General features: G+C 47.3%; 13 protein-coding genes, 1 tRNA gene and 1 pseudogene. 10 read left to right on the top strand and 5 right to left on the bottom strand.

Features of this window, described 5'->3' with window-relative positions:
- The 6 genes from QUB44_RS24120 to QUB44_RS24145 all read left to right on the top strand — a co-directional run.
- A partial coding sequence (locus tag QUB44_RS24120) for a Uma2 family endonuclease (RefSeq protein ID WP_333371423.1) occupies positions 1-652 on the top strand: 652 nt, incomplete at its 5' end.
- A gap of 322 nt (positions 653-974) precedes the next feature.
- A complete protein-coding gene (locus QUB44_RS24125) occupies positions 975-2,177 on the top strand; it encodes a tetratricopeptide repeat protein (protein ID WP_333371425.1) in 1,203 nt (400 codons plus the stop codon).
- A gap of 79 nt (positions 2,178-2,256) precedes the next feature.
- Positions 2,257-3,780, top strand: coding sequence for a carboxypeptidase M32 (locus tag QUB44_RS24130; RefSeq protein WP_333371426.1), 1,524 nt, complete (start codon positions 2,257-2,259; stop codon positions 3,778-3,780).
- A gap of 133 nt (positions 3,781-3,913) precedes the next feature.
- Entirely contained in the window at positions 3,914-6,334 is a 2,421-nt protein-coding gene (locus QUB44_RS24135; RefSeq protein ID WP_333371428.1) for a sucrose synthase, read from the top strand.
- 612 nt (positions 6,335-6,946) lie between these two features.
- Positions 6,947-7,657, top strand: a complete 711-nt coding sequence (locus QUB44_RS24140) for a peptidoglycan-binding protein (RefSeq protein WP_333371430.1) — start codon at positions 6,947-6,949, stop codon at positions 7,655-7,657.
- Positions 7,658-7,880: 223 nt separating this feature from the next.
- A tRNA-Leu gene (locus QUB44_RS24145) sits at positions 7,881-7,962 on the top strand.
- A gap of 205 nt (positions 7,963-8,167) precedes the next feature.
- Here QUB44_RS24145 and QUB44_RS24150 read toward each other — a convergent pair.
- From QUB44_RS24150 to QUB44_RS24170, 5 genes and pseudogenes are all read right to left on the bottom strand, one after another.
- Positions 8,168-8,344 (bottom strand): annotated as a pseudogene (locus QUB44_RS24150) (BrnT family toxin); the annotation flags it as partial.
- Between the two features lie 352 nt (positions 8,345-8,696).
- Positions 8,697-9,281 carry an SMI1/KNR4 family protein gene (locus QUB44_RS24155; protein WP_333371432.1) on the bottom strand — a complete coding sequence of 195 codons (585 nt, stop codon included), beginning with the start codon at positions 9,279-9,281 and terminating at the stop codon, positions 8,697-8,699.
- A gap of 152 nt (positions 9,282-9,433) precedes the next feature.
- Positions 9,434-11,761 carry a DNA phosphorothioation-associated putative methyltransferase gene (locus QUB44_RS24160; protein WP_333371434.1) on the bottom strand — a complete coding sequence of 776 codons (2,328 nt, stop codon included), beginning with the start codon at positions 11,759-11,761 and terminating at the stop codon, positions 9,434-9,436.
- 210 nt (positions 11,762-11,971) lie between these two features.
- The gene (locus QUB44_RS24165; protein WP_333371436.1) at positions 11,972-15,388 is read right to left on the bottom strand and encodes a response regulator; all 3,417 of its coding nucleotides are present in this window, start codon (positions 15,386-15,388) and stop codon (positions 11,972-11,974) included.
- Positions 15,389-15,512: 124 nt separating this feature from the next.
- Positions 15,513-15,944 carry a response regulator gene (locus QUB44_RS24170; RefSeq protein WP_333163526.1) on the bottom strand — a complete coding sequence of 144 codons (432 nt, stop codon included), beginning with the start codon at positions 15,942-15,944 and terminating at the stop codon, positions 15,513-15,515.
- Positions 15,945-16,341: 397 nt separating this feature from the next.
- Here QUB44_RS24170 and purC point away from each other — a divergent pair, with 397 nt between their 5' ends.
- The 4 genes from purC (at position 16,342) to fabZ (ending at position 21,292) form a co-directional block, all read left to right on the top strand.
- Entirely contained in the window at positions 16,342-17,070 is a 729-nt protein-coding gene (gene purC, locus QUB44_RS24175) for a phosphoribosylaminoimidazolesuccinocarboxamide synthase (protein WP_333163524.1), read from the top strand.
- A gap of 184 nt (positions 17,071-17,254) precedes the next feature.
- Positions 17,255-19,639, top strand: a complete 2,385-nt coding sequence (locus QUB44_RS24180; protein ID WP_333371438.1) for a BamA/TamA family outer membrane protein — start codon at positions 17,255-17,257, stop codon at positions 19,637-19,639.
- A gap of 191 nt (positions 19,640-19,830) precedes the next feature.
- Positions 19,831-20,685 (top strand): UDP-3-O-acyl-N-acetylglucosamine deacetylase, encoded by an 855-nt coding sequence (gene lpxC / locus QUB44_RS24185; protein ID WP_333371440.1) that lies wholly within the window; start codon positions 19,831-19,833, stop codon positions 20,683-20,685.
- Between the two features lie 85 nt (positions 20,686-20,770).
- Entirely contained in the window at positions 20,771-21,292 is a 522-nt protein-coding gene (gene fabZ / locus QUB44_RS24190; RefSeq protein WP_333041219.1) for a 3-hydroxyacyl-ACP dehydratase FabZ, read from the top strand.
- The last annotated feature ends 32 nt before the right edge of the window (positions 21,293-21,324 follow it).

The following is a 21,324-nucleotide window of genomic DNA, read 5'->3' on the forward strand; positions in this document are numbered from 1 at the left end:
TCGACTTTTTTTGACGCTTTTATTGATTTTAACTATTTTACACTTATTCGGATATTTACAAAACCGGGATGCTCCCGATTTACTATGGTATCCGGTTGAGGGTAAACCTGAAATTTCTCAAGCACCTGATACGATGGTGATATTTGGGAGGCCAAAGGGCGATCGCCCTTCCTACATACAACATCGAGAGGATAATATTGGCCCTCAAGTCGTTTTTGAGATTCGCTCCCATAACGACAGCAACACTAAAATGAATAAAAAACTTTCATTTTACCAGCGTTATGGAGTGGAGGAGTATTACCTTTACGATCCACAAAGAAATGAACTGGAAGGTTGGCAAAGAATTGAGGGAAATTTAGAAGTTATTGAGCCGATGGAGGGATGGATTAGTCCGAGATTAGGTGTGCGATTTGAGTTGGGAGAAGATGGGTTAGAAATTTATCGACCTAATGGACAAAAGTTTCTTTCCTATGCGGAATTAGAAGAAGAGAGATTATTAGATCGTCAGCGCCTACAACAAGAGTCTCAAAGAGCCGAACAAGCCAATCAAAGGGCAGAACAAGCAGACCAAAGAGCAGAACAAGCAGACCAAAAAGCTCAACGTTTAGCAGCTAAACTGCGCGAATTAAACATCGATCCAGATAGCATTTAACCCCGAATAAATGCTCATAAGCCCGGTTTGTTTGAAAAAGCTGGTTTCTGGCGATCGCGGTTATTTGTGGTTTTAACGTAATCCTGTCAGCCCGATCGCCCTTTCCTCTTTTCTACGCAGTCATATAAAAAAAATAGTATTAATCTATACCTACAAATCCCCGATGTAGGATTATATTGAAAAAAATTGAAAAAGTTCCCAAAATCCTGTAAAATTGCTATAAATAACCAAATAATATCGATCGAAAGCACTCACAGGCAAAAAAGATCGCATATAAAAAAGAAAAGTATCAACTAGAAAGAAAATAAAGAGGTGAAACCCCTTGCAAAAATTAGCCAGCATAGAAAAGCCGATCGACTCAGGGGAAAAATCCATAGCAGTCAATACCCAAAAGGCTCAAACATTGTACGAACGCGGCAACGCCCTAGAAGCAATGGGACGATTCCAAGCTGCGATCGAATCATGGGAAGAAGCGATCGAACTTGAACCAAAATTTTATGAAGCCTGGTACAACCAAGGCGTAGCCCTCAAAAAATTGGGCCAGCTAGAAGAAGCGATCGCAGCCTACAACCAATCCCTAAAAATCAAACCCAACAATCCCGAAGCGTGGTATAATCGCGCCAACGCTTTGCGGAAGCTCAACAGACTCTCAGAAGCGATCGCATCCTACGAAAAGGCGATCGAACTCAACCCCAGCTACCCCGAAGCCTGGACGAACCGCGGCAACACCCTCGTCAGCTTAGAGAAATTATCAGAAGCGATAGACTCCTACGAGAAAGCTATAGCCATCAAACCAGACTACTGCGAAGCTTGGTACAACAAAGCATTTGCCCTGAGAAAGTCCGACCAAAATACAGCAGCGATCACTTCCTACGACAAAGCGATCGAACTCAAACCAAACTTGCATCAAGCCTGGTACAACCGCGGCTTAGCCCTAGCCGATGAAAAACTCTACCCGGAAGCCGTCGCCTCCTACGACAAAACCCTGCAACTGCGGCCGAATTCCGCCGAAGCCTGGAACAAACGCGGCACGGCGATCGCACAAATGGGACAATTTGAAGAAGCGATCGCATCCTGGGACAAAGGCCTCGCACTCAAGCCAAACGACAGCGAAACCTTTTACAACCGTGGCTTAGCCTTAGCTAACTTACAACGCTTTGAAGAAGCAATAGCCTCTTGGGACAAAACCGTAGAGTTGCAGCCAGACAACACCGAAGCCTGGTACAACCGCGCCATAGCCCTCAAAAAAATTCAACGATTTACCGACGCGATAGCCTCCTACGATAAAATCATCGCACTCAACCCCGACGATCCCAACCTGTACTATCAAAAAGCTTGCATTTACGCCCAGGAAAAAGCAGCAGGCGAACTCACAAACAGCCCCGAACTTGTAGCCACCAGTCTCGCGCTGGCGATCGAAAACTTATCCAGGGCGATCGAACTCAATCCGCAGAAATACCGGAAATTGTGCAAAAATGACTCTAAATTGCTTACAATACGGGAAGAAGTGCGGTTTTTAGCTTGATTTCAGGGTAGCTATGATTGATGGATACGGATGCCGCACTGCAACCTTTGTAGGCAAAACAGCACCATAAAGCCCAATCATGCAAACCCTAGACAAAACTCAAGCAAAATTCGCTCAACTGGCAGCCCATCTCAGAGAAGTTAACGACATCGAATCAGCCTCGTCGCTGCTGCATTGGGATCAATCCACTTATATGCCCCCCAAAGGTGCAAGTGCCAGAGGCCGCCAGTTGGCTACTCTCAAACAAATATCCCACGAAAAATTTACCGATCCAAAAATAGGTGAACTCCTAGAAGACTTGCGTTTCTACGAACAAACTCTCCCCTACGACTCCACCGCAGCCAGCCTGATCCGCATAGCCCGCAGAGACTACGATCGCGCCGCCAGAGTCCCCGCAACCTTCATGTCCGCACTCTGCCGCCACCAAGCCGACAGCTACGAAGCTTGGGCCGCGGCCAGGGCAGCCAACAACTTCGCAGCCGTCGAGCCGTATCTCGAAAAAACCCTAGAATTAAGCAGGCAATACGCCGACTTTTTCCCGGGCTACGAGCACATCGCCGATCCTTTGATCGATCGTAGCGACTACGGCATGAAAGTATCCCTGCTGCGCCCGCTTTTCGCCCAACTGCGTCAAGAATTAGTGCCGATAGTCGAAGCCATCACCTCCCAACCTCCCGCCGACGACTCCTGCTTGCACCAAGACTTCCCCGAATTGCAACAACTAGAATTCACTCGCAAAGTCGTAGAACGCATGGGGTTCGACTTCCAACGGGGACGGCAAGACACCACCCTGCACCCGTTCATGACCAACTTCTCCATAGACGACGTGCGAATTACCACCCGCGTCTATGAAGACCACTTGGATCAAGCACTCTTCAGCAGTATTCACGAAGCCGGACACGCCCTCTACGAACTCGGAAATTCCCCGGAATTTGAAGGCACGCTTCTGGCTGGTGGCATTTCCTCCGGCGTGCACGAAAGTCAGTCGCGACTTTGGGAAAATTTGGTCGGGCGCAGCCGCGGTTTTTGGGAATGTTTCTACCCGCAACTCCAAGGCATATTTTTGCGACAGTTGGGACACGTATCCACAGACGCATTTTACCGGGCAATTAACAAAGTCTCGCGATCGCTCATCCGCACCGACGCCGACGAAGTAACCTACAACCTCCACGTCGCCATCCGCTTTGACCTAGAATTGGCAATGGTAGAGGGAAAACTAGCAGTCCGAGACCTCCCCGAAGCCTGGAACGAACGCTATAAAACCGACCTCGGCGTTGTCCCCGCCACCGACAGCGAAGGCGCGATGCAAGATGTTCACTGGTATGTTGGTACGATCGGCGGAATGTTCCAAGGTTACACCCTCGGCAACTTGATGAGCGCCCAATTCTACGAAACAGCAGTAAAAATCAATCCTGAAATTCCCGTAGAAATAGAACAGGGCAATTTTAGCGTACTCCACGACTGGCTAAAACAAAACATCTACCAGCACGGCCGCAAATACACTGCTGTCGAATTGATCGATCGGGTTACAGGTTCACCTTTAACTATCGATCCCTTTATCCGCTACATTCGCCATAAATACGGGGAGTTTTATGTCATTTGAGGGATAGCAAGTTCACTTTGCAGACTTTAAAATGACATTAAAAAAAGTAGTCGCCTAAAAAAAAAGGGCGATACTAAAACAGTATCGCCTAATTTCGCAGCGGAAATCAAAAGTCTTAGATAAGGGAGTATGTATGTCTGAACTCTTTCAGGCTGTGATCGCCAGCGACGAAAAAACCGAGTTGCGTCAGTTTGTCAGCGATTTACGCGCTTTGGGAAATAAATATTTACTGCGAAACGACATAGTTAACGCTTTTGCCACCTACTGCACCAAATACGAAAAGCCCGAACAGTTCCATCAATCTTCTCTTTTAAGCAAACTGATTTACTACGTTCAGGAAATTCTTCTCGAAGATGACAGCCTTTGCGTCCTGCTGCGGCCAAAAATTGCTACTATGGAAATAGTGCGAGTTGCAGACGACTTGACTGTTGAGCAGATGACAGTGCAAGAATTGCTCGACGTGCGCGATCGCTTCGTCAACCACTTTCACCCCCAAGAAGGCGACATTCTCGAACTAGATTTCGGCCCTTTTTACGATTATTCCCCCACAATTCGCGACCCCAAAAACATCGGCAAAGGAGTGCAATTCCTCAACCGATACCTGTCCAGCAAACTGTTTCAAGACCCCAGACAGTGGCAGGAAAGTCTATTTAATTTCTTGCGGATTCACCGCTACAACGGGGTACAATTACTAATTAACGAGCGCATAAAATCCCAAGAACAACTTTCAGAACAAGTCAAAAAAGCCCTCACCTTTGTCGGCGATCTTTCTGAAGAAGAACCCTACGAGAGATTTCGATTGGTTCTGCAAATGATGGGTTTCGAGGCAGGTTGGGGAAATACTGCCGCCCGCGTGCAAGAAACCCTAGGAATTCTTGACGAATTAATTGATTCCCCCGATCCGCAAACCCTAGAAGCATTTATTTCTCGCATCCCGATGATTTTCAAAATCGTCCTAGTTTCTCCTCACGGCTGGTTCGGCCAAGAAGGAGTTTTGGGACGGCCGGATACGGGAGGTCAGGTAGTTTATGTCCTCGATCAAGCCAAGAGTTTAGAGAAACAACTGCAAGAAGACATTCATCTTGCAGGTCTCGATAGTTTAGGAGTCAAACCTAAAGTAATTATTCTCACCAGGTTAATTCCTAACAGCGACGGCACGCGCTGTAACCAACGTTTGGAAAAAGTTCACGCCACAGAAAATGCTTGGATTTTGCGGGTTCCCTTCCGGGAGTTCAATCCCAAATTGACTCAAAATTGGATTTCTAGATTCGAGATTTGGCCTTATTTGGAAACTTACGCGATCGATGCAGAAAAAGAACTCTTGGCTGAGTTTCAGGGCAAGCCCGATTTAATTGTCGGTAACTATTCCGACGGCAACTTGGTAGCGTTTTTGCTTTCTCGCAAACTCAAAGTTACTCAGTGCAATATTGCCCATGCGCTGGAAAAATCTAAATATTTGTTCAGCAATCTCTACTGGCAAGAATCAGAGGAAAAATACCATTTTTCGCTGCAATTTACTGCTGATATAATTGCCATGAATGCAGCTAATTGTATTGTCAGCAGCACCTATCAAGAGATTGTGGGCCAACCCGATAGTGTTGGTCAGTACGAATCTTACCATTGTTTTACGATGCCGGATTTGTACCACGTTGTGAACGGGATTGAACTGTTCAGCCCTAAATTCAACGTCGTGCCGCCGGGAGTTAACGAAAGTGTGTACTTTCCCTACACGCGGATCGAAGACCGGGTGCAAGGCGATCGCGATCGGCTCAACGAATTGCTGTTTACTCTAGAAGACCCGGAACAAGTCTTTGGAAAACTCGACGACCCGCAAAAGCGCCCTTTATTTTCGATGGCGCGGCTCGATCGCATTAAAAACATGACAGGCTTAGCAGAATTGTTTGGAAAAAGCCAGGAATTGCAAGAAAAATGCAACTTAATTCTAGTAGCTGGCAAGCTGCGGGTCGAAGAAACCGAAGACTACGAAGAAGCAGAAGAAATTAAAAAGCTCTACGCAATTATCGACCAATACAACCTTCACGGTAAAATTCGCTGGTTGGGAGTGAGGCTTTCCAAAAGCCTGTCCGGCGAAATCTACCGGGTAATCGCCGACGCCCAAGGTATATTTGTTCAGCCAGCATTATTTGAAGCTTTCGGCTTGACAATTCTCGAAGCAATGATTACCGGTATTCCCACTTTCGGGACGCAGTTTGGCGGCCCGCTTGAAATTATTCAAGATGGCGTAAATGGGTTTTATATCAACCCGACTAACCACCAGGAGACTGCCCAAAAACTTCTAGATTTTTTATCGAAATGCGAACAAAATCCCAACTATTGGTATGAAATTTCAACGCGAGGAATTGACCGAGTTTACAGCACGTATACCTGGAAAATTCACACTACCAAGCTGCTGACACTGGCGCGGACTTACGGTTTCTGGAACTACTCGTCCAAGGAAAACCGCGAAGATATGCTCCGCTACATAGAGTCGCTGTTTTATCTGATTTACAAGCCGAAAGCGAAGGCTTTATTAGCAGAACACGCGAACCGATAACTGCCAAGTTTTGCTTTTTATATCAAATCCGTTGGTATCGGAATTACTCATATCTCTATTCCCTTTCTCTGTATCCTCTGCGTCAAGAGGGGTTTAAGAATTCGGATACTACTGGAGTTGATATTACGGGGGGATTAAAGGAAAAAGCTTTGCCTTTCATAAATCAACTTTGTACAAAATCTACCTGTAAAGATTTGTGAATGACGGCAGGTTTTGTACCATAAGACTGAGGCTAAAAGACGTGGTTTATACGAAAATATGTGCTTTGGTAACGAAACATCTCGGAATCAACCGGGTTTATTAGGAATAGTGCGAACCGGCCCCTACTTCTAAGACGTAACTTCTGAGTGCTGGTGTCCCGATTGCCGAAATTCTAGAGACCGGGGCAGATATCGCAACCGCGCCAGACGCTTAGAACTTTCTTAATGGCTCCAACCAATACGGTCTATTACCCCTTCCCTCGGACTTCTTGTTACCCGATCGCGAAGTAGAAGGATCTTCTTCCTTCTTGCTTCTGCTATATGTCTCAGAAAGCTGTCCGGGTAATACAATTAGATTTAGAAACATGAAAACAGCGAAACCTTGTCAAACCTCACTAACAGGATGAAATTTATGCGTGTGACTACTGTTACGATTTTCAGCTTGATTGCTCTGCTAGCTCCCGGCTTAACCCGAAAGGCCACTGCTGCTTTCGACTCCGAACCCTTGGTGCAGGAACAGTACCGCAGAGACTTTACGGCTCCCGCCGATCCGGGTGCGTCAGCATCGCCCGAAGGAAATTCCCAAGGAGATATGTTTAACAAGCCTTTTTACGCGAGCGAGCAGGCGCCAGTGAAAAAGGAAAAAACTATCTCGGCGGGAGCTGACGGGCCAGAAGTTGCCGCCATACAGCAGCGCTTGCAGGTGCACAGTTTCAAGGTGGGGACGATCGACGGTACCTATGGCTCTCGCACTACATCGGCGGTTCGTGCTTTTCAGCAGTCTAAGGGTTTGAACGCAGATGGCATTGTGGATAAAGAAACTTGGACAGCTTTAGCAGCAGATCCGGCGTCTGCTCCTGAAACTGTGCAGAGCAATGCTCCAATTTTGAGCAATGCTGCTGTTCCCGGCAATCCTCCAACCCTTCTAAATAAAGGCGCTGTCGGTTCCAAGGTGAAGACGCTACAGGTGCGTTTGGAAATGCAGGGTTACGATCCGGGCCCGATCGACGGCATTTTTGGCGCTCGCACTGCTACGGCTGTCAAGAGCTTTCAGGAGAATAAGGGTTTGACCGCTAGCGGCATGGTGGACGAAACAACCTGGAAATCGCTCGGCCAAAAGTAAGTGACAAGTGAAAAAAACGGAAAATTGCTGTGGCGATAACTCATGATTGAACCCGGTGTCCCAAAATGACCGGGTTTCTCGATGTTGAGCGATCGAGCAATTTGGTCATAAGCCTGCGGATTTATCAGTGGGTCGCTTTGTTTAATCTAAAATCTAAAATCTAAAATCTAAAATCGATTGACCGATCGCTCTGTTGTGTGCTATATTATTTAGATGTCTAAATGCGGATATGGCGGAATTGGCAGACGCGCCAGATTTAGGTTCTGGTTCCGAGAGGAGTGAAGGTTCAAGTCCTTTTATCCGCACTACTCTTAACGGTTTGTACATCAATAGTTTCAGGTGTCGATCGTCAAATAATTTGTCAAACGGACAGCAATCTGTCAACGCGGACAAATAATTTGACACTCGACAAATGATGCTACTTTCTTTAGATCTTCCACAACATCTTCCGGCATACGGATCGTCACGCTAGTCATTGGACGGTTTCGATCTAATCGCTGCTTTAATGCTTCAACCTTGATACTCTGCCCTCTCCTGACGAGTTGCTTTACGTGCTGAAATAATCCGAATGGCATTTTCTTCACGCTCAATGTGAACCACATACAGTAGATTCCACCGACTACCTAGCCCAATCACAGCATCACGCGCTTCCTCATTGCGGCTGGCATCAACGACAACTAGAAATGGGTCAAAGAAGGATTCATATTATGTCCGGTCGATTACCCGAAATCAGGTAGGGGCCGGTAAACCTGCCAATATGTGCCAATAATTAACAATCTCAAAAACCCGCCCGACCGGGATATTATGGTCAATTGATCGGACATGATATCAGCAGTTTGTTGAAAAGTAACCCCATCATGATTTGTGGGATTAATCTGCGCTTTTGAGTCGTCCCATACGAAGGTAATGCCATTGAGCACGAAGTATACATTCAGGTTCCCTAGTATCGGTAAAATGTATTTACAATGTCAATGCGTTATTCACAAAAAACGATGGTTTTCAAACTACTGCCACAGCCTGTGCTGCTTGTTGGGGCCTTTCAATTGTGTTTCTGCACCAATATTTCAAAGTCAACTAGATCCACTAACCCATAACCATTCTCAGAAAACCGATATTCTCCTCGTTCTAGTGCATCTGCAAAGGTTTCCAGATAAACTCGAAAACTAGGTGCAATAAGCCCTCTAGTAGCCTCCCGCCACTCAACAATAATGACTTGTCCAACATTTCCGCCTGCTGCTGGAGCTAAATCTACGCATTCGCAAGCACCATTGCTTTCGTTTGTGAATGGAATCCAATTCTGGTTCCACCAACCGTTCCAGATTCCTTCAAAAATGTTGTCACGATCGCACCTAAAATTATCGTCTGAACAATCCTGCCATTTTTCAGATATTTCGATCGCGCTTTGGAGAGACAGAAACTCCAAGTTGGGGAACAGGGAATAAGATTCTTCATCCTGACCGTTATGCACGCGGTAAGACAGCTTGAAATCTTCGGGAAACTCTACACCAAAGAATGCTTCTGCCCGATAAATCTCCTCATCATTAGCGCCCGGTCTGAGACTTTTGAGCACTTGAGGTGCATTGGCTGCCAGCCAATTATCAATTCTTTCCCAAATTATTTTCATGAGAAAACATCCGAAGCTGGAAACTCAGTCTATAGGAGAACTCAGAGGAAAGTGAGATAGCGGTTTTAACCGCCTAAAATTAAAGCGGGGTGCTGACTCTCTTTCCCTGCTACTTTTTGACTCTAACGATCGCTCAGGTGATTATAGCCATTCTAACGATGATCAACTGCTTCAATCTGAACCTTTTGTCCATCTTCTTTTCCATCCTCTATGCCCTCTGCGGTTTGTTCACTCTTTCCTGGATTCAACTCAATCTTTTTCTGCTGACGTTCCGACGCTGCTTTTTGCAGCATTTTTAACCTTTCTGGGTCAGCATTCGATCGCCAAAACAACTTATGGTCTTTAATTTTAACGCAATTTTCCTCCAAATACTTCATCCATTCCCGATGTTTCTTAACTGCGCCACCATCTAGAATACCTAACTTTTCTTCTTGGCGGGTGAGTTTCGCAAACTTGTCATAATGGGGATAACTAGCAGTAACAAAAGCTTCTTTTCTTACTAAAATTGGTGGATTATACACATCAGAATAGTCTTGATAGCTCACAGAAAGGTCGCGCAAGTCTATGTGCATAGAAGTGTGAAGGGCGGGATGCGGGTTAGTGTCAAAATCGGGATAGAATAAATAGGAAATCTGAGGTTTGCGAGCGTGAAATTTGATAATTGTAGCGCCGTCAAGCCTGCCAATCGTGCGGTTGGCGCAGCCTTCGTAGAGTCGCAGCAAAGGGTCAAGTTCTTCTAATGCAGAGACGTGCACTGACAGGGAACCGGGCTGTTTGTAGCCGATCGCACTATCTTCGCAGCAATCCGCAACAATATCAGCTTTGCCCAAACTGTACAGCATTAAATCAGCCAAAGTGCAAGCTTTTTGATAATTGTCAAACAAACCTTTGATGTCATTGCGGATTTGAGCCGGGAGTCGGCGCATTGAAGGCCGCTCGCCCAAACCATTGAGAGCGAGATATACTAGCAAATCCTGGCGGCGCTTGTCGGCGATTGTCTCCCAATCATCCGCATCCGTTGCTTGCAAAATCACCCTCCAAGCGCGATTAAAACTGTGAAATTCCCCCTTAATCGCCGATTCTTCCGCTAGTTCGCCTTTAACCGGAAGGCGGCCCCGATCGCTCACAAAAGCCATCAAAGGAGCCAACATTTCCGCATAATCCTCAAACCGCTTAACTTGCGATCGCACTCTGGGAGTCGATAAGTGCGATCGAAACCGAGAAGCACGAAAACCTTCACCCTCCGCAGCATCCCGAAACACAAAATAAATTCCCAAAGCCACAGGAATTGCATCAACATTCAAAACTTGGTCAATATAAACCTTCAACTCTTCTTGTTCGTAATACTTCTGAAAAGTATTCCGAGAAGTAATCACCCCATCCCCGTAAGCAATTTGGCCTCGATCACTATCGTCAATCAAAACCTGAGCCGCCACAACTAATAAATTCTTAGTTAATTCCCAAGCGTTCAGCAAAGCTTCTCGTCGTTCCGCCAAAGATTCAATGACATTAATCACATAACCAATATTCACAACATCAGCACAAATTCGCGGAGTATCCGGCTGATAGTATGGGTCCCAACCAGAAATAGCATAACCCTCTTGTGCAATATATTTAACATCCCCACCGTAACCGCAACCGTAATCAAAAAAAGTCGCTCCGTCCCTCACTAAATCAGCTTCTAAAACCAGACGCAGAGGTTTAGAAAGCGAATTGCGTACCATTGCAGCTTTGTGCCGCTCGATCTTAGGAATTGATACCTCGCTATTCTCCTGTTTCAAACGCTCGACAACAGTATGATCTTGGATTTCTACACCGCAATATCCCAAGTATTTGAGCCAACCGTCGCGAGTGCCGATAACGCTAGTATTGTCAAGCAGCCCCCACTTTTCCTCGCTGCGAGTCAGCCTGGAAAACTTTTCGTAATGGGGATAATCCGCAGCTACAAAAGTTTCCTTACGGTGCAAAACCGGCGGATTTTCGCTGTTGCTGTAATCAAAACATTTAACTTCCCCCGTTGCTACATTAATCTGGATGCTGGTTTGCAAAGCAGGGTGAGCATCTGTATCGAAATCAGGGTAAAAAAGATAAGATATTTTAGGTTGATGGAGTGAAATTTTAACTAAAGTTGCTTCATCAATATTTTCCAGAGTGCGTCTGGCACAATTTTCGTAGATTCCGAGGACAGGGCTGAGTGTCTGCAAAGCGGAAACGTGAACGTAAAAAGCCGTCGGTAATTTTTTTCCCACCTTGCTGTCGCGACAGCAGCGAGCCACCTTTGCTAGGAGATTGTCAACACATAAATTATTGATATCATCGAGCGAGTACGGCACAGCATTTGCAGAATCTTGCTCAGAGATAGCCTCTTTTTCATACAAGAAAACTTCCCGAGCAAAAACCATTAAAGGCGTTAGCAGTTTTTCATCATTTTCTAATGAATTGCTATCTAAAAAAGTGTTTGTACTGGTATCGTAATTCATAGCTAAATTAATTATTTTTTTAATTAACCGCAGAGAACGCAGAGGACACGGAGTGAATAACTAAACAAAATTTTCCTATAATTTCTATATGTAGGATGCACACTCCGTAACGTACCGCTCGCTTTATTTGTTAGTCTCTTAGAGAGGGACTTCGTTTTTGTAATGGGGATTTTAATCACCCACTAATATCGACTCCGAACGAGTAAGATATTAACCAAACATTCGAGTCTCCACAAATTCTTGAACCCGGGCTAAATGACTGGACAAACTCACTAAGATGTTCTCAATCCTCTCAATATTTAACAATTCTACCTCTGGTGGTTCAGATTGAAAGCCTCGCGCTTGATGCTCCAATTGTGCGGCCAAATCAGACATCAGAGCCACTCCCACATTAGCAGAAGTTCCCTTGAGACGGTGTGCTTGATATTCCACAGCTTGCCAATCTTTAGCTTCTAGAGCTAGTTTGGCAGCAGCCAAATCAGCTTGGGCGTCTGCCACAAAAGCTTGCAAAAGTCGCTCTGGCAATTTAATATTAACTCGTCCGAGTTGCTCCAATCTGCTCTTGTCGAACAGTCCGTCGGACTCTCTATGTTCCCAAGTTTGAAGTGCGATCGCCCTTGGTGTCGGCAGAGCCAAAACCTGCGCTTTTTCCACAATTTCTGTATAATTTGTTGCTGATTGAGATTTATTTTCCGAATTAATACTTTTAACTCCATACTTATTTTCACCTTGAACATTTAGGGCTTCATACTTTTTCAGGGCCGCCGCCAAAGCATCTAAATCTACAGGTTTGCTGAGATAATCGTCCATCCCCGCCGCCAGACACTTTTCTCGTTCCCCCGGCATAGCATGAGCAGTTAAAGCCATCACAAAAGTATGCCGATCGCTTCCTTCGATTTCCCTCAACTTTTGCGCCGCTTTGTAGCCGTCAAGTACCGGCATTTGACAGTCCATCAGCACTAAATCATAGCTTTTTTTTGCCAGCAAATCCAGCGCTTCTTGACCGTTGACCACGCAGTCAGCCTGATACCCTAAAACTGCCAACTGTTCGACAAGAACTTGTTGATTTATCGGGTGGTCTTCCGCCACCAAAATTCTCAGCGATGACAGCGAATTGGGAGTAACATATTGAGAATTAACTGGTGGCAATTTGCAAGTATTAGCAGCCTCCACTTTCCCAAAATCTCCCGTTCCCTTCACCGGCGCCTGCAAAGCCTCCTTGAGGCGGCTTGGCCGCACCGGCTCGATCAAATATCCGTTAAAACCCCGACTGCAAAGCGCTTCAGCCTTCGGCTGTTCCCGCAAAGCAGTCATGGCGATTAACGAGCCAACTGTCGAGGTCGATCGCACTTTCCTAGCAAATTCCTCCGCATCCAACTCCGGCATTTGCAAGTCCACAAGCACCACATCCCAGCTTTTTCCCCCCTCCCCCGAATTCTGAGAAATCCCGCCCTGGGCATTGTTCAACCAACTCAAAGCCTCAGCAGCAGTTTCTGCCTCATCGCAGCGGGCCCTCCAACTTTGAGCGAGCGATCGCACCGCTGCCCTCCTCAAAGCGCTTCCAGAGACTACTAACAGCTTCTTTCCCGCAAGTTCGGGATCGTGAGGCTCAACTTGCAACTGTTTTTCCAAAGGTACAGTAAACCAAAAAGTCGAACCGCTGCCTAGCAAACTGCGAACTCCAATCTCGCCACCCATCATGTCCACTAACTGCTTGCAAATAGCCAAACCCAAACCCGTTCCGCCATAAGGCCTAGTAGGAGAATCGTCTACCTGAGAAAAAGATTGGAACAGCTTTGTTTGCCCTTCTGCCGAAATTCCAATGCCAGTATCCCGCACCGAAAATAGCAATCTTGCTTCTTGTCTACCGTCGGCCCGTCGGTTGCCCTGTTTCACAGTTACGTGAACTAGAACTTGACCGCGATCTGTAAATTTTATTGCATTCCCCGTCAAATTCAGCAAAACTTGCTTCAATCGGCCAGAGTCGCCCACCAACTTTCTCGGCACCGAATTGTCAACTAAAATATTCAATTCAATACCTTTTTCCTCTGCCAAATGTGCTATCATTTCTATCACAGACTCAACGCAGCTATCCAAATCAAAATTAGACTTTTCCAGCCGCATTTCTCCAGCTTCAATCTTAGAGAAATCGAGGATATCATTAATAACGTTCAGCAAATGTTCAGCACTGCGGTAAATAGTCTGAGCGCACTCCTCCTGTTTCTGTTCCAGAGGAGCGCGCAGCAGCAACTGAGCCATTGCCAAAACCCCATTCATCGGAGTGCGAATTTCGTGACTCATGTTCGCCAAGAATTGCGACTTCACCCGGCTAGCTTCTAAGGCTGTTTCCCGCGCTTCCACCAACTCATTAATCTTGTCGGCAACCATCACAATTCCCCCGACTTTCTCGTCTGGATCGTACCAAGGGTGAGCAGCCCACCGCAGGTACAGAACAGAGCCGTCGGCTCGTTCCCAGGCATCTTCGCTCACAGAAACTACCTGACCTTTGAGCGCTTGTTGGTACATTACTTTCCAGCGATTCGGTGTATCTGGAAACAATTCGTAATGGCTAAAATTATTCAGAGATGGCAAGTTTAAATTGAATTGACTAACCCATTTTTTAGAGTTAGCCATATAGCGCATTTGTGTATCGAACATCGCCATTGCTACAGGCACGCAAGTAATAATTTGTCTCAGTTGCTGCCGTTCCCTTTCCAGAGCATCTTCCGCCTGTTTCCGCTCAGTAATGTCGCTAATCATACCGGCCATCCGCAGCGGTTTTCCTTGGGAATTCCGTTGAGCTTTTCCCTGAGAAGTACAGTAGCGGTAAAGACCGTTCGAGTGTAGCAGCCGGAATTCTACATTATAGTCTATTTCTTGTTCCAAGTGAGCGGCGATCGCGGCGACAATTCCCTCCTTGTCATCGGGGTGCAGGCGGTTGTATAGAGCGTCCATCGTCCTGCCAAATTGCTTTCGCGACAAACCGACAATTTCCAAAAGGCGATCGTTCCAATAAACCTCATTTTTACTTAAATCCCAATCCCAAATTCCGTCGTTCACTCCCTCTAAAACTAACCTGTACCGTTCCTCACTTTCTTTGAGTTTTTGACTGGTATGAAACGCCTGAAATTCGGCGCGGTAAACCCGCATCGCATTGGACAAACTGCGAGACAAACTTTCGGGAGAAAGCTTATTTTTAGCGATATAATCAGAAGCTCCTGCCTTCATCAATTCCACAGCAATTTGTTCGTCGCCTTGACCTGTGAGTACAATTAAGGGAACTTTCAGCCCAGCTTCTCGTAGATATTTTACCAAACTCAGTCCGTCTCCGTCCGGCAATCCGTAGTCGAGGAATACGCAGTCAAATTTGCACTCAAATATTTGATTTAATAGCAGCCCCTTTTCTGTCTCCTCAACCTCGCTTAAAGGTTGAGATTTATTTTGTTGGGAGAGTTTCGCGGTAGCCTGCATAGAATTTTTACTGACCGAGAGTTGGGCCAGCGCATCCGCGCAGTCTTCTGCTTCTGTAACTTCTGCCGAAACACCAGCGGACTTGAGCGAACGTTTGATCGCCATTCGATCGACTGCATCGTCATCAACTATCAGAATTTTGAGAATTTTGTCCATAACAACCGAATTGTGGATTACTCCGAAAAAGCTGCGGCTTACAAAAAGTAATTAAAATAAATGCCACGCTGAAAAATCACCAAGCTACATTAAAAAATAAATTTTTTATTAAATTTTCCCTCTTTTAGGGAATTTCGCTCAGCATCCAGTATCTGTTTAGGGTAGCCATAACTTCCACAAAGTTAGAAAAAGTAACAGGTTTAAGAATATAGCCCGCTACATTCAAATTATAAGCTTTTACTTTATCTCTATCTTCATTAGAAGTCGTGAGGACGATTACCGGAATCGACCTCAAACATTCATCCTGTCGCAATTCTTGCAAAAACTCGATCCCGCTCATTCTCGGCATATTCAAGTCCAGCAAAATCAAGCGACGCGCTTGAGGCATGGGAGGATCGGTTTTTCCTTCTCCCCGCAATATAGATAGAGCTTCTAATCCATTGGCAGCAATGTAGAGGGGGTTGACGATGTTATTTTTTTTGAAAGCTCGCCGGACGTTCATCACATCAACCTCATCATCTTCTACCAAGAGAATATGAATTTTTTTGTCTTGCATAAATCAGCCATTTTATAGATGTTTTTTAAGCGCCTGTCTCGTTGGCGAGGTTTAGTCAGCACGGCTCGCCAACCCAGCAGGTTTAATCTCTATTGTCCTTTGTCAAGAATCATTTATGCCGGGGCCGATGACGGTATCTACCTACAGGTGTACTTGCCCCTCATTCGATTTTAGATTTTAGATTTGAGATTTTGGAGGCGACCCCACGGATAAATGCGGGGGCTTAAGGATTTTAGATTTGAGATTTTGGATTGATTCCACGGATAAATCTGGGGGCTTGTACCCTCAAGAAATTCTTTGTCAGAGAATGAGCGGCACAGCCGAGATCCAAAAACTCGCCAAGAACGCCCGATCGAGCTACTGTAAAATCTAAAACTCATCTACATTATTAATCGCCATGTCAGCCGATCGCAAACTCTACGAAGGCAAAGCCAAAATCCTCTACTCGACCGAAGACAGCGAAATTTTGCTGACCCACTTCAAAGACGACGCCACAGCCTTTAACGCCCAGAAACGCGGCAGCATCGTCGGCAAAGGCGAAATCAACTGCGCCGTATCCGCCCACCTGTTTCGGATGCTAGAAGCCAAAGGCATTCCCACCCACTTCATCGACACGCCGGCCCCCAATCAAATGCGAGTCTGTCGCGTCCAAATCTTGCCATTGGAAGTCGTCGTCAGAAACATTGCCGCCGGCAGTCTTTGCAAGCAAACCGGACTCGCCCTCGGCACAATTGTCAATCCGCCGCTGGTCGAGTTTTATTACAAAAACGACGATTTGGGAGATCCGCTGCTGACCCCCGGCCGGCTCCAGTTAATGCAGCTAGCCACCCCCGAACAAGTAGACCAACTAGAAATCGCCGCCCGCGAAATTAACGAAATACTCAAAGAATTTTTCACCCAGTGTGGCATCACCCTGGTAGACTTCAAACTAGAATTCGGTATCGACCAACATCAAAATCTGATCCTCGCCGACGAAATCAGTCCCGACACCTGCCGCCTCTGGGACAACGCAGAAGCCGACCCCGACGCCCGTGTTATGGACAAAGACCGATTCCGTCGCGATTTAGGATCGGTAGAAACCGCTTACCAGCAAGTTCTCCAACGGGTTCTCGCTCAGAAAGTCTAGAGACCTTGGTAATGCGCTAGAATTGCACAGTTTGTCACCCTTCTCTTTCGATGTCAGCAATCAGCGGTCAACAGTCATCAATTAGCGGTCAGCGCGAAATTCCACCGACTTATATAACTAATGACTAATGACTAATGAATAATGACTAATGTGGTGTGTGGATTGCCCAAAAAAGTGAACAAAAATGCGTTTATCTGCTGTATTGGTGGCAGTTTTTACTGTCTCAGCAACATTCGGGTTATCAAATTCGGCAAGTGGCCAAACATCCTACTCTGAATCAGCAGAGGAAGCTTTGGCTGCCGTTCCGCCCGCCCCGTCGATCGAATTACCCGATCGCCCCATTCCAGAATTAACTGAAAGTCCTCCTCAAAACCGCAAAGCCGCTAAAACTAGCAAAGGGGAAGCCCTAAAAATAGCGGAGGCCCCGGCCAGAGGAGAACCCAACAGCGAACAACCCCCAAGGCTAGTCACAGAGCCGCCCTCCCCGGTTTCACCTCCGAGCCTTCAACTCAAACCAGAGCTAGCATCCAACCCCTCCCCCGCCTCTAGCAGCCAAAACGCGCTGCCAGAGGCGCAACAGGAAAGCTCGCTCCCCCCATCGGAAGCGGCTGTAACGCCCGCCTGGATCGCAGCAGAGCTAGGGAAACCAGAGGAATCCGGGGCGATCGCTCAAAACGCCCAAGTTCCAACAATACCGGCCCCGACGGGACCGCCCACCGACACCGTTCCCCCATTGCCCCCTGGCCCAGCACCGCAGCCCAGACAAACCCCTGCACCCGCCGGGGCGGCAGAACCGCAAGTGCTAGTTGCAGAAGTTACCGTCACCGGGGCGACGGAAGACTTGGAAAGCGAAATTTACCGAGTCATCAGCACCCAGCCGGGACGCACGACCAACCGCAGCCAACTGCAACAAGACATCAACGCCATTTTTGCCACGGGCTTTTTCAGAAACGTGCGGGCAGTACCGGAAGACACCCCGTTGGGCGTCCGGGTGACTTTTATTGTGCAGCCAAATCCGGTGCTGCGGGGAGTGACAATCACCGGTCAGCAAGTGCTGCCCCAAAGCGTAATTGACGAAAGCTTCCGCGATCAATACGGCAAAATTCTCAACCTCCGCCGCTTTGAGGAGGGAGTGAAAAAAATTAATGCCTGGTATCAAGAGAACGGCTATGTTTTGGGCCAAATCACTGATGCCCCGCAAGTAGGAGACGACGGAACTGTCACCCTAGTAGTGGCAGAAGGCCAGATCGAATCCGTTGATGTCCGCTTCCTGAACAAGGAGGGAGAGGCAACAGATGCCACGGGTCAGCCGATCGGAGGCAACACCCGTCAGTTTGTCATCACCCGTGAAGTAGAACTTAAGCCCGGAGACATCTTTAACCGCACCAAGGCGGAAAGAGATTTGAGGCGGGTGTTTGGTTTGGGAATTTTTGAAGACGTGCGACTTGCCTTGGAACCGGGAACGACTGACCCCCGCAAGGCAAGAGTAATTGTTAACGTCATTGAGAAAAATACCGGTTCTCTGGCGGCTGGTGCAGGTTTGAGTTCCGCGACGGGTTTGTTCGGTACGCTGAGTTACCAGCAGCAAAACTTGAGAGGTAGGAACCAGAAATTGGGGGCTGAAGTACAAATCGGGGAACGCCAAACGCTGTTTGACCTGAGTTTTACTGACCCTTGGATTGCGGGCGATCCTTACCGGACTTCTTATACGATTAATGCGTTTAGAAGACGATCGATCAGCGTGATTTTTGACGGTGGCGAACGGGAAGTCAGATTGCCCAACGACGATCGACCCCGCGTCGTCCGCACCGGTGCCGGCATCAATTTCACCCGTCCCCTGGATCGGAATCCTTTTGCCGATTCTGAGTGGACAGCTTCAGTCGGCTTGCAGTACCAGCGAGTCTCAATTACCGATCGCAAAGGCCGACGCGAGTCCGAGGACGAACTCGGCAACCAGTTGAGTTTTAGCGATTCGGGTTCGGATGACTTGACAACTTTGCAAGCAGGTGCAGTGCGCGATCGGCGCAACGACCCCCTCCGCCCCACTAGCGGTTCCCTGCTCAGATTTGGCATGGAACAATCGATTCCTGTAGGTTCCGGCAGCATCCTCTTAAACCGCCTGCGGGCCAGCTACAGCTTGTACCTACCAGTCAAGTACACTAACTTTACCCCCGGCCCTCAAACCCTGGCATTTAGTGTTAAAGGCGGCACCGTATTCGGGGATTTGCCTCCCTATGAAGCCTTTGCCTTGGGCGGCGCCAACTCGGTACGCGGGTACGCCGAAGGCGACCTGGGAGCCGGTCGCAGTTTCCTAGAAGCCAGCGTTGAGTACCGTTTCCCGATTATTTCGTTTATCGGCGGAGCGCTATTTTTGGATGCTGGCACTGACTTGGGCACGGGCAAAGATGTCCCGGGCGACCCGGCCGGTATCCGCGAAAAGCCTGGTAGCGGTTACGGTTACGGCCTCGGCGTGCGGATTCAATCTCCTTTAGGGCCGATCCGGATCGATTACGGTATCAACGACACTGGCGACAATCAAATTCACTTTGGAATTGGTGAGCGATTCTAATTAACGAAGAGTCATTAGTCAGCAGTCATTAGTTATTAGTTAGGAGTAATTGCTAATTGCTAATTGCTAATTGCTAATTAGTAAGCTGCGCCTCGGCGCACCCTACAAATCATGTCTAAGGTGCGCGGCTCGGCGCAACCTACTGTTAACTTCCATCTTCCATCTTCCATCTTCCATCTTCCATCTTCCAAATGACTATTCACACCCTCAAATCTGAATTTGAACTGTCGGGAATCGGTTTGCACAGCGGCGAACAAACTCGCGTCCGAGTTTTGCCTGCGGAGGTTGGGGAAGGCCGTTATTTTGTCAGAATTGACTTGCCTGGTGCTCCGAGAATTCCTGCAAAAATTGAGGCGGTTTCTCAGACTGCACTTTCAACTGAACTGGCAGGTATCGATGCTCAAATTCGCACTGTAGAGCATCTATTAGCCGCTTTGGCGGGGATGGGAGCGGATAATGCTCGAATAGAGGTTGATGGGCCAGAAGTGCCGCTGCTGGACGGTTCGGCTCTGGTTTGGGTAGAGGCGATCGCCCATACCGGCTTAGTTCCTCAAGAATCGAAGCAATACCCCACTTCCTCCTTCGTCCTAGAACAGCCAATTTGGGTGCGTCACGGGGATGCTTTTGCAGCGGCTTTACCCTCAGCCGAAACTCGATTTAGTTACGGAATTGATTTTGAGGAACAGGCGATCGGCAATCAATGGTACAGTTGGTCGCCAGAGGCAGAAAGTTTTGCTAGCGCGATCGCCCCAGCCCGCACTTTTGGACTTGCTCGCCAAGTTGACCAATTGCGACAAGCAGGTTTGATCAAAGGTGGTACCCTAGAGAACGCCCTAGTTTGCGATCAATCCGGCTGGCTCAACCCGCCTTTGAGATTTGCCAACGAACCAGTGCGCCATAAAATCCTAGACTTAGCAGGCGACCTCAGTCTGCTCGGAACTTGGCCAAAAGCTCACTACTTGGCTTACAAAGCCAGTCACAATCTGCACGTCCAACTCGCCCAAGCCCTGAAATCGGAAGCTCTAGCTACCCTAGATAAAAGTTAGGAAAAAACAGGTTATCTTCTGTTAAGATTGCATTTGCCTTCTACCTTCTGCCTTCTGAAATACCACACTCAAAAGTCTTCAAGCAATGTCTACGCTGACTGAAGTTAACACCCTCAATACTGCTAATTCTGAATCCGTCCCCACCAAAAACGGTGAAGATTCTCCAGCGGTTAAATCTACTTTTACTCTCGAAGAAGTTCAGAAATTATTGCCTCATCGCTATCCTTTTGCACTGGTTGACAAGATTGTTGATTACGTGCCGTCCGAGAAGGCTGTAGGAATTAAAAATGTGACTTTCAATGAACCTCATTTTCAAGGGCATTTTCCCGGACGGCCGATTATGCCTGGAGTATTAATTGTCGAAGCGATGGCTCAAGTTGGCGGTATTGTTCTGGCTCAGTTGCCCGACATCAAGCAAGGATTGTGGATGTTTACCGGAATTGATCAAGTCAAGTTCCGTCGTCAGGTTGTACCGGGCGATCAGTTGCTGATGACTGTAGAATTGCTGTGGGTAAAACGCCGCCGCTTCGCAAAAATGCAGGCTCTGGCTGAAGTAGACGGACAAAAAGTTTGTGAAGGAGAATTGACGTTTTCGATGGTAGATTAAATTGGGGAATTGGTAACGGGTAATTGGTAATT

Origin of the sequence: Microcoleus sp. AT3-D2 (genome assembly GCF_036705715.1) — a bacterium.
Lineage (GTDB): Bacteria > Cyanobacteriota > Cyanobacteriia > Cyanobacteriales > Microcoleaceae > Microcoleus.